The organism is Streptomyces sp. NPDC022910, assembly GCF_055561075.1.
In genome coordinates this window covers 33,997-45,471 of sequence record NZ_JBVHHL010000024.1, presented here as the reverse complement: position 1 = coordinate 45,471, position 11,475 = coordinate 33,997, and the positions used below count along the sequence as shown (strand labels likewise).

The following is an 11,475-nucleotide window of genomic DNA, read 5'->3' as shown; positions in this document are numbered from 1 at the left end:
CCCAGGTCGCCCAAACGACGTACAGGCATTGAGCCTAGTCTCCCCCGGGCCCCGGTGGAGGGAGGTCGGAGCACCTGTTGCCGTGACGGGTGACGCGGGGTGTCCCTGGGCGACGCGACGGGCCGCCGACCAGCCGCGGTGAAAGTAAACGACAGTAAAGCCGGTTGGAGATGAAGCCGACTTTCGGACATCCCGTGCACGGCGGCACGACGCCGGGTCCGCCCCCGGCTGCGAACGAGGCATATGCCGTCGTGCCGGGTTTCCCGACCGGGCGAAGGCTCCCGGGTATTGGCGAGCACGGGCGCCCGCCGTTCGAGCGCTGCCCGCTCGATCGCACCGGGGCGCGAGGGGCTGCGGCTGGTGCCGCGGAGGGAGCGGGCGGCGGTGCGGCTGGCGTCGGGATGACCGCCGAGCGCGCAGGAGGCGAGACGCGTCGAAGCGGGCCACACCAGGTCGCCGCCGAAGCGGCCCCGAGGGCGCGTCCGTTCCCGGATCTCCGGCAGACGGAAGGTCGCCGGAGTGTCCGGCCCCTTTGCACGACCCCGCCCGATGCCGAGACCCTTACGACCGGAGCCTCTCATCCCTCTTTCAGGCACGCCTCATACGGTGGGTCCATGACGCAGGTGACTCCTCCCGGGTGGTACCCCGACCCCGGGCAGACAAGTGACGGTCCCGCCACCGAGCGCTGGTGGGACGGCAAGGCATGGACGGACCGGACACGCCCCGCGGATCCCTCCGCCGCTGGGGGTCCGCCGGCGCAGCCGCCGGCCGTCGGCGCCCATCCGGACGAGCCGTTCGCCGTCGTTCCGTATACGGGCGCACAGCCGGCCCCCGCGCGGCGCGGGGTGCGCACCGGCACAGCCGTCGCGGCGGCGGTCCTGGTCCTCGCGGGAATCGGCGGCGGTGTCTACGCGCTCAGCGCGAACGACGGTGGCAGCGGCAACGCCGCGGACTCCGGGAGTCAGGGCGGTCAGGGCGGTTTCGGCGGTCAGGAGGGCCGGGGCGGCCAAGGGGGCCAGGGCGGGCCCTTCGGCGGCCAGGGCGGGTCTGGGGGTTCCGGGGGCTCCGGCGGCCAGACCCCCGCGCCCGGCCGGTCCGGTCGGCCGCAGACCGAGGACGGATACGCCACCGACCCGTTCAACGGCATCAGCATCCCCGTACCGGACGGCTGGAGCGGCGGGATCATCGACGGAGGCGCGGCGGTCCAGTCGAAGGACACGTACAAGTGCCCCGGAGACACGTCGAAGACCTGCAACACCGGCGGTGCGTACTCGGCGTCCGCCGAGGCGCAGGGGCTGACGGCCACCACGGCGGAGGCGGCGGCCAAGCAGGACATAGTCAAGAACGCCAAGGAGTCGTACGGCGGCACGTCCTACGGCGCGATCACCTCGCACGAGGTGCTGGCTTCCAAGGCCGTGACCGTCGCCGGGCAGCAGGGCTACATGGTCCGCTGGAAGGCGATCACCAGCAAGGGCGCGGACGGCTATGTCGAGTCGCTGGTCTTCCCGTCCCCGGTCGACACCAAGCAGCTCGTCGTCGTCCGCTTCGGCGTCGACGTCGGGTCGAACGCTCCCGAGCCGTCCGTGCTGGACCAGATCACCAAGGGCATCAAGGCGTCGTCGGCGAGCGGCGACGGACAGAACGTCTGAGCCGCCGCTCACCTCCGCCCGGCCGGACGTGGTGCGGCCGGGCGGGGCTCCCCTCCGCTCAAGAGGAACCCCACCCGGCCGGGGGGTGCGCGCCGCCCCCGTCCCCACGGTGCGGCGCGAGCAGGTCGACGTCCGGTCATCCCGCGGACGGCGACCTGGTCCTTATGTCAGTCCCAGCGCCGGGAGCACCGCCGTCTCCACGAAGCGCGTGAGGTACTCCTCGTCCGCGTACCGCCCCTCGAGTATCGGGCGGACGCGCAGCACACCCAGGATCTGCGCGGGGATGTAGTCCAGCGCCGGATGGCTCGCGGGGACCTCTCCCCGTTCCACCCCGCGGCGGACGATCTCCTGGAGCGCCTTGATCTCGGGGTCGACGAGGGCCTCGCGCAGCGCCCCCGCGAGTTCCTTGTCCTGCATCACGGCAGGGCCCAGGGCCTGGAGCAGCTTGGTGTCGCGGTTGGACCACTGGGCCGCGGCCCGCGCCGCGGCGCGCAGGTCCCCGGCGAGCGAACCGGTGTCGACCCCCGCGAACCGCACACAGCGGCTGGCCCTGAGCGCCGCGGCCACGAACTGGGGCTTCGTCTTCCACTGCCGGTACAGCGTCGACTTGCTGCACCGCGTGCTGGCGGCGATGCCCTCCATGGTGACCGCGTCGTACCCGCCTTCGCGGATCTGGTCGAGCACGGCGTCGAAGAACTCCTGCTCACGCTCGGGCGTGAGCTTGGAGCGGCGCGAGGCGACCACCGTCTCCGGTGCGTCCGCTGCCTGCGACGTCATGACTTCGTCTCCTCGGTCGTGGCCCCGGCCCGTGGGCCGCTTCACATCAGTATATCGATACGTCAGTGTACCGGTACGCAAGCGTATCGGTACACTGACGTATCGATGAGCCTCGGACAGGACTCACTCGGCTGTCGAGTGGACCCTGTCCCGGGCTCACCACGCACCACCCCACGCACGTACGTCAGCAAAGGGGCCGGGGGATGGATTCCCGTACCGAGCCTGAAAGTGAGGACGCGGCCGCGATACGCTGGCCGCCCCTCGCCCGCGAGCTCCTGCTGGTCGCAGGGCTCTTCCTCGTCTACAAGTTCGGCCGCCAGCTCGCGAACGGCCACACCGCCGAAGCCTTCCGCAACGCGCACCGGGTCTGGGACTGGGAGCGCTCCCTCCACATGCCGGGCGAGGGCGCCGTGCAGTCCGCACTGCTGCACACCGACGCCCTCGTGCGCGCCGCGAACGTCTACTACGTCGCCGTCCACTTCACGGCGACCGCCGCCTTCCTGGTCTGGCTGTACATACGACGCCCCGACCACTACCTCTGGGCCCGCCGCGCCCTCGCCCTGGTCACCGGTGCCGCGCTGGTGCTGCACCTCACGTTTCCGCTCGCCCCGCCGCGGATGCTCGGCGCGGCGCACCTCGTGGACACCGGGCGGGCTTACGGGCCCACGGTGTACGGAGCCAGGCCCGCGGCCGACTCGATGGCGAACCAGTTCGCCGCCATGCCCTCACTGCACTTCGGCTGGGCGCTGATGGTCGCCATCGGCCTGATCGCGGCGACCCGGTCCCGCCTGCGCTGGCTGTGGCTGCTGCATCCGCTGCTGACCCTGGTCGTGATCGTCGGCACGGCGAACCACTACTGGCTGGACTCGATCGTGGCGGCCCTTCTGCTCGGCATCGCGCTGACCGTGGTGCGCGCGCCGTCGTCGGCCTCGCGGGGCCAGGCCACGGTGGAGCCGCGCGCCGTACCGCGGCCGAGGCGCTCGGAGCCCGCGACGGCCAATCGCTCCGGCCTGGTCGGAGTCGGCCGATGAGCGCCACGGTCCTCGCCGTCGTCCTGTCCCTGTTCTCCGCGGTCGCGTACGCGGCCGCCGCCGTGGCCCAGGAGCGGCTCGCCGCGCGTACCTCCGGCGCCGGCCTGCTGCGGCTGCTCATGCACGGCGCATGGTGGTGGTCGGTCGCCCTGAACGCCTCTGCCGCCCTGCTGCACGTCGCCGCCCTCAAGTTCGGCCCGCTGACACTGGTCCAGCCGCTCGGCGCACTCACTCTCGTGGCCGCGGTGCCGCTGGGGGCACGTGCGGCGGGGCGCCGGGTCAGCGCGGTCGAGTGGCGGGGTACGGCGCTCACTCTGATCGGTCTGGCCGCGCTGCTGGTGACGGCCTCCGGGCCCGAGCCCGACGACATACTGAGCCTGCCGGAGGCGCTGGCCGTGGCCGGCACGACCGCCGTTCTGATCGGCGTGCTCTCGCGGCGGAGTGCCCGCCCCGGACTGCGGCACGCGACCGCCTCCGGCTTCGCCTCCGGTGTCGCCTCCGCACTCACCCAGACGGTGACGGTGGCGGCGACGGACCGTTCGGGACCGGTGCTCAGCGCCCAGGTCGTCGTGGTGGCGCTGCTGGTGGCGGTGTTCGCGACGGGTGGCCTGCTGCTGTCGCAGACGGCATACCGCGACGGCCTCGGCGCGCCGCTCGCGCTGGTGACCCTCGCCAACCCGGTCGCCGCGGTGGTGATCGGCCTGTCCCTTCTGGGCGAACGTCTCCAGGGCGGCGCGGCGGGCCTGCTTCTTGCGACGGCGGGGGCGGGGCTGGCCTCGTGGGGTGTGGTGACGCTGTCGCGGTCGGCACCGGAGCTGGTCGCGGCGTCCGCCGACGACGGCCACCCGGTCGCGGCGGTGCTCGCGCGGCAACCCGACCCGGCGCCCTACGAGCCGTCGTTGCTGCCGCCGCAGCCGACGCCCCCTTCGCCGGAGCACCTCACCGCACTGTGAACGAACCGAACGAACGGCGGCCGGCACGTGCTTGCACGCGCCGACCGCCGCCGTGATCCCGGTGGAGTCCCGGGGGAAAGCTCAGCCGAGGCCGCGGGAGTCCTGCTTGAGTGCCGTGTCCACGGTCAGCGCCGTGGCCACGACCAGGCTCAGCAGCGGCTCCGGCAGTTGGTAGTGGATCTGCAGGACGTAGTTGTCCGCGGTCGTGAACATCGTCTTCGCCAGGCCCTCCCAGGTCTTCGTGATCCGGGCGACCTCGTTCTCGGCGTGGTCGACGATCGCGAAGTTCCAGGCGCGCCAGTTCTCCGCCTTGATCGCGCCGACCTTCTGGCCGTTCACGTTCATCGCGAAGTTGATCTTGCCGATCATGTTCTGCTGGACGATCTCGCCGACGACCTGGCCGTCCGGACGCTCCACGACCACCCGCGACTTGAAGACCTTCGCGGGCCGGGTCAGCCTCAACTGCGGCTGCCCGTAGGCGTCACGGATCTCCAGCCGGTGCGTGAGGAACTGGTCGACGCTGGAGACGAAGCGCAGGACCTTCTTCAGCGCGCTCTGGCCGACCTCCGTGACCGAGCCGAGCTGGTTGCCGTTCTGGTCGAAGACGCTGTACTCGTTCGTCAGCTCGATCAGTTTGGCCTTCTGGTTCACGACCAGCACCGGTTCGGTGAACAGCGTGCCGCCGCCGGGGCCGCTCGCGGCGACCCCGGCCTGCTGCTGCACCTGGCGCTGGACGCGCGGATCAGGAGCCGCGGCCTGCTGACCGTACGCCTGCTGCGGCTGTCCGCCCGGCGCCGCCTGCGTCGGCACCTGGGCCGGAGCCTGGCCCTGCTGATCCACGTGGGTGTGCTGGGTCCACTGGGCACCGTCCCAGTACCGCAGGGTCTGGGGCGCACCGTGCGGATCCGGATACCAGCCTGCAGGAGTGTTCGATTGCGTGGTCACCGGGGCACACTACCTCGAGCACACCGGTACCTGACCAGCCCTCCGTGATACGGGACCCATCGCTCGCACATCTGTCGTCGCAGCCCCGGTTCCGTCATTCCGTGACGATCGCCGGGTCGCTCACGCCCGGCCGTCCGTTCTCCACGTGCCCGGCGAGACGGCGCAGGAAGGACGGGTCGGCCTCGGAGGTCACGGTGAGGTCGTACCAGCGCCTGCTCGCCCCCAGGTCGAAGGTGTGCTTCACGGTGGCACCGGCCCGTACCGTGACCGTCGTGGCGTGACCGCCGTAGCCACTGGTGACCTTGAGCTTCACCGTGCCGGAACCCTTGTTGGTGAAGGTCAGCTGGACGTCGTCGCCGGTGTGCCGCGCGGTGACCTCGGGTCCTGCCTGCTTGCCGGGGCCCTTGAAGACGCGCAGGAAGCCGTTCGGGCCGTGCACGGTCAAGTCGTACGAGCCGTTCGAGTACGCCGAGTTCCAGGTGTCCGAGACGGTCTTGCCCGCCTCGGTGGTGTAGGTCCACGGACCGTCGGTGCGGTTGCCGGACGTGACGAGGAAGGCGGCACCGGCGTGCGCGCCGGAGGCGAAGGAGAGCGTGAACTTTCCGGCAGTGGCGTCCGCCGCGCCGTCCACGACGGGAGCGTACTTCAGCGGGCGGGTGGGCCGCAGGCCGCGCTCCTGCTTGGGCAGGACCGGGTTCGCGGGCGGGGTCGGCACATAGTCGGGGTGCCGGTTGTGGTCCGGCGGCTGGTAGCCGTCCGTGGCCGGGAGCGAGACCGGCTTGGTGTCCTTGCGCGAGAAGTCGAACGCCGAGGTCAGGTCGCCGGAGATGGCACGACGCCAGGGCGAGATGTTCGGCTCGTGCACGCCGAAGCGGCTCTCCATGAACCGGATGACCGAGGTGTGGTCGAGGGTCTCGGAGCAGACGTAACCGCCCTTGCTCCAGGGCGAGACGACCAGCATCGGCACCCGCTGGCCCAGACCGTACGGACCGGCGACATGGCTGCCGTCGCCCTTGAGGAGGTCCAGGCCGGCGTCGACCGTGGACTTGCCCTGCGCGGCGGAGGCCGGCGGGAACGGCGGGACCAGGTGGTCGAAGAAGCCGTCGTTCTCGTCGTACGTGATGAACAGGGCCGTCTTCGCCCACACCTTCGGGTCCGACGTGAGCGCGTCCAGCACCTGGGAGACATACCAGGCGCCGTAGTTCGCGGGCCAGTTGGGGTGCTCGGTGAAGGCCTCGGGGGCGACGACCCAGGAGATCTGCGGCAGCTTGCCGGACTTCACGTCGGCCTTCAGCTGGTCGAAGAAGCCCTCGCCCTTGCGGGCGTCGGTACCGGTGCGGGCCTTGTCGTACAGCGGGTCGCCGGGCTGCGCGTTCTGGTACTGCTTGAAGTAGAGCAGCGAGTTGTCACCGTAGTTGCCGCGGTAGGCATCCGAGATCCAGCCCCAGGAGCCGTTCGCGTCGAGTCCGTCGCCGACGTCCTGGTAGATCTTCCAGGAGACCCCGGCCTTCTCGAGTCGCTCGGGGTAGGTGGTCCAGCTGTAACCCGCCTCGTCGTTGCCGAGGACCGGGCCGCCGCCCTTGCCGTCGTTGCCCGTGTAGCCCGTCCACATGTAGTAGCGGTTCGGGTCGGTGGAGCCTATGAACGAGCAGTGGTACGCGTCGCAGATGGTGAACGCGTCGGCGAGCGCGTAGTGGAAGGGTATGTCCTCGCGCTTCAGGTACGCCATCGTCGTCGAGGACTTGGCGGGTACCCACTTGTCGTACTTGCCCCCGTTGAAGGCGGCGTGGCCGTCGTTCCAGCCGTGCGGGAGGTCCTGGATGAACGCCAGACCCAGGTCGTCGGCATCGGGGCGGAAGGGGAGAATGTCCTTCGTCCCGTCCGACTGGTGCCAGACGGACTTGCCGTTCTGAAGGGTCACCGGGCGCGGGTCGCCGAAGCCGCGGACACCTCTGAGGGTGCCGAAGTAGTGGTCGAAAGAACGGTTCTCCTGCATCAGGACGACGATGTGCTCGACGTCCTCGATCGTGCCGGAGCGGTGGTGCGCGGGGAGGGCCGCGGCGCGCTCGATGCTGCTGGAGAGTGCGGTGAACGCGGCGGTACCGCCCGCGAGTTGGAGGAATCTGCGCCGGTTGACTTCGGGCATGGCTGAAGGACCTCTCATCCTGATACGGGATGGCCGGAACATGAGGAAACGTGCGCTCAGCGAGTGTTCCAAGAGCAACAAACGTCAGAGAAGGGTTCGATGGCGCCAACGTGAATGTCGCCGGTACATGTAGTGTTCCTGTGCACAGCGGTAGCGGCCGACGCGACACTGAACCGCAGGTCCTTGTGAGTGGAGAGACCTCCCAGGGCAGCAACTTGTCCGGAGAGGTGCTCGCCCTGCAGCCGTGGCAGCATGACCGGCTTCAGCCGAGCGCCCCGGGAGGCATCCTCCATGTCCGACCTCGACAGCCAAGTTCCCTACTGGAACGCCGCCGCGGTCACGAAGACGTTCACCCACCCACTCCATCTGCCGTGGCTCGACGGGATCAGCAGGCATGCGGCGATCCTCGACTACGGATGCGGATACGGCCGCATCATGGCGGAGCTCGAACAGCGCGGCTTCGGCACCCTCAGGGGCGTCGACACTTCACCGGCAATGATCGATCGGGCACGTCGCCTGCATCCCACCATGCGCTTCGCAGCCCTGGATGCCCCACCAGTCTCGCCCTATCCGGACGCAGGCTTTGACGCAGTCCTGCTCTTCGCCGTGCTGACCTGCGTACCCGGCGATGAAGCCCAGCACCGGTTGATCGCCGAGCTGGACCGCATTCTCAGGCCCGGCGGGATCCTCTACGTCAGTGACCTTCTGCTGCAGGACGACGAACGCAACCGCAGCCGCTACAGCCGCGATGCCCATCACTACGGCGCCTATGGTGTGTTCGAAACCGGCGACGGTGCGGTCTGCCGCCATCACTCCCGCGAGTGGCTCTTCACCCTGCTCGCCGGCTTCGAAACCGTCGACACCCGGACCATCACGGTGTCCACCATGAACGGCCATGAGTCAAAGGCGATGCAGATCCTCGCCCGCAAGCCAACGCAGACATGAGCGGAGCTCAGATCCACAGGTTTTACTTCGCCGCGGTCGCGGAGCACCGGCACTTCGGTCGGGCCGCCCAGCAGCTGTACATCGCGCAGCCCGTCCTGAGCCGGGTTCGGCCGGGCGGCGATGCTCATGGAGAGCCACGTCCCGCGGGCCGACGGCCGTTTCGTCCCCGAGGCGAAGCGGTTCGCCGAGGCCCTGGAGGCCGACACCGAGCAGGCGGCAGTCGACGTGCGCGAGCACAGGAATCCGGACTGGGGGCACGTGGAAGAAGCGCTCCACGCGTGGGAGGGCGCCGCCGGGGACCGGAGCCCGGTGGTGCGGCGCGGGGCGGAACTGCAGAAGCGGGCCCTGGAGGACCTCGCGACGGGCGTGAGCCGCACACCCCTGGAACGGGACGTCGGCTCTGCTCGCGAGGAGCAGCGGGTGCGGGCGGCCGTGGCTGCGGAAGGTGACGGATCAGGACCCGCGGACCGGGGTGGGTGACGGCTCCGGCGACGGGGAGCGCCGCGCCTCCTGGAGCGGGAAGTAGTCTCCCGGCCGCGTCGAGCGCCGCCACACGTACACCGCTGTCGCCATCACGAGGATCAGCCCCGCCAGGATGAGCACACGCACGACAGCCGCCGGTTGGCGTCCCGTTCCGCTCCGCTGGACGGTGATCAGACAGCTGCCGAGGAGCAGGTGGCCGATCATGATCGGGTAAATCACGCCGCGTTCGAACATGCCGACGTTCCACATCCAGCCGGTGACCACGTCAGCCATGAAGACGAGGAACGCGACCAGGCCGAAGAGGCGCAGCCCGATACTCGCCATCGATCGACCCCGGTCGAGCCCGATACGGGCCCCGTTCGCTCCGGCGACGATCGCCGTGACGTTCCCGGCGATCATCACGCTCTGCGCGCCGAAGGTATGGAATGCGATCAGACCGTTCTCCACGTTCTCGTTCGATCCTTGGACGAAGCCGACGAGTGAGACGCCGGCCCCGGCGAGGACCGCGAGAACGACGATGACGATCGGGCGGGCGCCCTCGCGGAGGTCGAACACGAGGAACGCGCCGGCGATCAGCAGGACCCCCGTAGATCACCCAGCCCGCGTCCATGACGGCGCCGAGCGGGGAGTTCCCGACCTGCCCGAACGCCGTCTGGGCCGGGCCGGTCAGGCCGAGGTGGCTGACCCAGTTGTGCAGCGGCGAATACGGCGGGTCCGGCCAGGCCGCGGCGGTGATGATTTCAGCGGTCCAGGACACGAGTGGGGCGAGGAGGAGCAGGAGGGCCCCGGCGCGAGCAGCCGCGCCGGAGCGGACGATGAGCTTCATGACAGCGCCATTCCGGGGACGCGCTTGCGGATGGCCTCCAGCTCGGCCTCGTCGGAGATGCCCTGCCAGTCGTACCGAGGCGTGTAGGGCGCCTCCAGAGCGAGAACGTCGTCGTCGGTGAGCTCGACATCCAGTGACGCCACCGCCTCGTCGATGTGCCGGATCGAGCCGGCCCCGACCAGGGGCGCGGTGACGACCGGCTGGCGGCGCAGCCAGGCGAGTGCGATCTGCGCTCGGCTGACGCCGCGGGCATCCGCGACCTGTCCGACCGCGTCAATGATCGCGCGGTTGGAGGACTCCTGTGCGGGCGAGTAGAGCGTGTCCGCGTAGGCCCCGTCCGTCTCGGAGCGCACCGTCGACCTGGCATCGTCCCAGCCTCGGGAGAGGCGGCCACGGGCCAGCGGCGACCAGATGATCGTGCCGACACCCTCGTCCAGGCACAGCGGGATCATCTCCCGCTCCTCCTCACGGGCGAGCAGGTTGTAGTGGTCCTGCATGGAAACGAACCGCGCCCACCCGTTCTGCTTCTGCAGGTGCAGCGCCTTCGCGAACTCCCAGGCATGCATCGATGACACGCCGAGGTAGCGGACCTTGCCGGCCTTCACGAGGTCGCTGAGCGCCTCGAGCGTCTCCTCCCACGGGGTCGCGTGGTCGTTGCGGTGAATCTGGTAAAGGTCGATGTAGTCCGTACCGAGGCGGCGCAGGGAGTGGTCGACCTCGGTCATGATCGCCTTCCGCGACAGACCGCGGCCATTGGGACCGGACCGCATCGGATGCCGGAGTTTGGTCGCGATCACCACCTCGTCGCGGTCGGCAAAGTCCTTGAGCGCGCGGCCGAGGATCTCCTCGCTGGACCCGTTCGAGTACATGTTCGCGGTGTCGAAGAAGTTGATCCCCGCCTCCAGCGCGTGCTTGATGAGCGGCCGCGCCTCCTCCTCACCCTTCGACCAGACGGGGTGCCCGCGGTCGGGCTCGCCGTAGGTCATCGCGCCGATCGCGATCGGCGACACGTCCAGGCCGGTCGTGCCGAGCTTGATGTATCGCATGATGCTCCTTAAAGTATGCGGAGAGCTCTCCACATAACGTAGTGGAGAACTCTCCACTTAGCAAGGTGAGGTCCCGTGGTCCGTTCAGACGCCCGCGAGAACAGGGCGCGCATCCTGGCTGCCGCCCGCGAAGCGCTCGCTGCGGACGGCAGCGTGTCGATGAACCAGATCGCCCAGCGCGCCGGCGTCGGCCCAGGCACCCTGTACCGCAACTTCCCCACCCGCGAAGCACTCGCTCTCGCCGTCTACCAGGACGAGGTCGCACGCATCATCGCCACCGTGCCTGGGCTGCTGGCCGAGATGTCGCCCCTTGAAGCGCTCCGCCACTGGACGACCGACCTCGTCGAAGCGATGCGCAGGAAGCACGGCCTCGGTGATGCACTCAGTCCCGGCGCGCACCAGGCAATCAGCGAGCAGACCTACGGCCCGGTCGTCGCCGGGATCACGGAGTTCCTCGACGCCGGCAAGAAGGACGGAAGCATCCGCACGGACGCCGACCCGGGCGACTTCCTCCAGCTCACAGGCGCACTCTGGCGCGCCGCATCCGGACCCGAAGACCGGTCACCACGCATGCTCGCGCTCATCCTCGACGGGCTCCGCACACAGCCGCAGCGGTAGGGGTTCGTATGTCGAGACTCAGCTGACAGTCTCAGATCCGGGCGAGCGCCACTTGG

The 11,475-nt window shown here is 69.8% G+C and carries 10 protein-coding genes and 2 pseudogenes; 7 read left to right on the top strand and 5 right to left on the bottom strand.

Annotated features, from left to right (window positions below):
• The first annotated feature begins 614 nt into the window (after positions 1-614).
• Entirely contained in the window at positions 615-1,649 is a 1,035-nt protein-coding gene (locus ACZ3TS_RS22745) for a DUF2510 domain-containing protein (RefSeq protein ID WP_467620650.1), read from the top strand.
• Between the two features lie 162 nt (positions 1,650-1,811).
• Here ACZ3TS_RS22745 and ACZ3TS_RS22740 read toward each other — a convergent pair whose 3' ends face one another.
• Entirely contained in the window at positions 1,812-2,426 is a 615-nt protein-coding gene (locus ACZ3TS_RS22740) for a TetR/AcrR family transcriptional regulator (protein ID WP_467620647.1), read from the bottom strand.
• A 203-nt stretch (positions 2,427-2,629) separates the two neighbouring features.
• On the opposite strand from ACZ3TS_RS22740, the gene ACZ3TS_RS22735 reads away from it, so the two are divergent.
• Together ACZ3TS_RS22735 and ACZ3TS_RS22730 are read left to right on the top strand one after the other, a co-directional pair.
• Positions 2,630-3,457, top strand: a complete 828-nt coding sequence (locus ACZ3TS_RS22735) for a phosphatase PAP2 family protein (protein ID WP_467620644.1) — start codon at positions 2,630-2,632, stop codon at positions 3,455-3,457.
• Positions 3,454-4,410: a DMT family protein gene (locus ACZ3TS_RS22730; RefSeq protein WP_467620641.1), complete on the top strand. Its 957-nt coding sequence runs from the start codon at positions 3,454-3,456 to the stop codon at positions 4,408-4,410. Before ACZ3TS_RS22735 ends, ACZ3TS_RS22730 begins: the two co-directional genes overlap by 4 nt.
• Before the next feature lie 81 nt (positions 4,411-4,491).
• On the opposite strand, the gene ACZ3TS_RS22725 is transcribed toward ACZ3TS_RS22730, so the two are convergent.
• Positions 4,492-5,355 (bottom strand): LURP-one-related family protein, encoded by an 864-nt coding sequence (locus tag ACZ3TS_RS22725; protein WP_467620639.1) that lies wholly within the window; start codon positions 5,353-5,355, stop codon positions 4,492-4,494.
• Positions 5,356-5,449: 94 nt separating this feature from the next.
• Positions 5,450-7,501 (bottom strand): phosphocholine-specific phospholipase C, encoded by a 2,052-nt coding sequence (locus ACZ3TS_RS22720; protein ID WP_467620636.1) that lies wholly within the window; start codon positions 7,499-7,501, stop codon positions 5,450-5,452.
• 291 nt (positions 7,502-7,792) lie between these two features.
• On the opposite strand from ACZ3TS_RS22720, the gene ACZ3TS_RS22715 reads away from it, so the two are divergent.
• The 3 genes and pseudogenes from ACZ3TS_RS22715 to ACZ3TS_RS22705 all read left to right on the top strand — a co-directional run.
• On the top strand, positions 7,793-8,446 hold the full coding sequence (locus tag ACZ3TS_RS22715; protein ID WP_467620633.1) for a class I SAM-dependent methyltransferase: 654 nt from the start codon (positions 7,793-7,795) through the stop codon (positions 8,444-8,446).
• A pseudogene (locus ACZ3TS_RS22710) lies at positions 8,443-8,550 on the top strand (helix-turn-helix domain-containing protein); the annotation flags it as partial. The gene ACZ3TS_RS22715 and the pseudogene ACZ3TS_RS22710, both read left to right, overlap by 4 nt.
• Positions 8,549-8,926: pseudogene (locus ACZ3TS_RS22705) on the top strand (FUSC family protein); the annotation flags it as partial. The pseudogenes ACZ3TS_RS22710 and ACZ3TS_RS22705, both read left to right, overlap by 2 nt.
• Here the strand turns inward: ACZ3TS_RS22705 and ACZ3TS_RS22700 are convergent.
• Together ACZ3TS_RS22700 and ACZ3TS_RS22695 are read right to left on the bottom strand one after the other, a co-directional pair.
• Positions 8,900-9,484 carry a hypothetical protein gene (locus tag ACZ3TS_RS22700; protein WP_467620630.1) on the bottom strand — a complete coding sequence of 195 codons (585 nt, stop codon included), beginning with the start codon at positions 9,482-9,484 and terminating at the stop codon, positions 8,900-8,902. The pseudogene ACZ3TS_RS22705 and the gene ACZ3TS_RS22700 sit on opposite strands and share 27 nt — an antisense overlap.
• Positions 9,485-9,751: 267 nt before the next feature.
• The gene (locus tag ACZ3TS_RS22695) at positions 9,752-10,801 is read right to left on the bottom strand and encodes an aldo/keto reductase (RefSeq protein WP_467620627.1); all 1,050 of its coding nucleotides are present in this window, start codon (positions 10,799-10,801) and stop codon (positions 9,752-9,754) included.
• A gap of 75 nt (positions 10,802-10,876) precedes the next feature.
• On the opposite strand from ACZ3TS_RS22695, the gene ACZ3TS_RS22690 reads away from it, so the two are divergent.
• Positions 10,877-11,419 carry a TetR/AcrR family transcriptional regulator gene (locus tag ACZ3TS_RS22690; protein WP_467620624.1) on the top strand — a complete coding sequence of 181 codons (543 nt, stop codon included), beginning with the start codon at positions 10,877-10,879 and terminating at the stop codon, positions 11,417-11,419.
• Positions 11,420-11,475: the final 56 nt, after the last annotated feature.

What these genes read in the sequence shown, in the direction of transcription:
- ACZ3TS_RS22745 (WP_467620650.1), top strand. Translation starts at nt 615, where the DNA reads ATGACGCAGGTGACTCCTCCCGGGTGGTACCCCGACCCCGGGCAGACA.
- ACZ3TS_RS22730 (WP_467620641.1), top strand. Translation starts at nt 3,454, where the DNA reads ATGAGCGCCACGGTCCTCGCCGTCGTCCTGTCCCTGTTCTCCGCGGTC.
- ACZ3TS_RS22715 (WP_467620633.1), top strand. Translation starts at nt 7,793, where the DNA reads ATGTCCGACCTCGACAGCCAAGTTCCCTACTGGAACGCCGCCGCGGTC.
- ACZ3TS_RS22720 (WP_467620636.1), bottom strand. Translation starts at nt 7,501, where the DNA reads ATGCCCGAAGTCAACCGGCGCAGATTCCTCCAACTCGCGGGCGGTACC.
- ACZ3TS_RS22740 (WP_467620647.1), bottom strand. Translation starts at nt 2,426, where the DNA reads ATGACGTCGCAGGCAGCGGACGCACCGGAGACGGTGGTCGCCTCGCGC.
- ACZ3TS_RS22695 (WP_467620627.1), bottom strand. Translation starts at nt 10,801, where the DNA reads ATGCGATACATCAAGCTCGGCACGACCGGCCTGGACGTGTCGCCGATC.
- ACZ3TS_RS22735 (WP_467620644.1), top strand. Translation starts at nt 2,630, where the DNA reads ATGGATTCCCGTACCGAGCCTGAAAGTGAGGACGCGGCCGCGATACGC.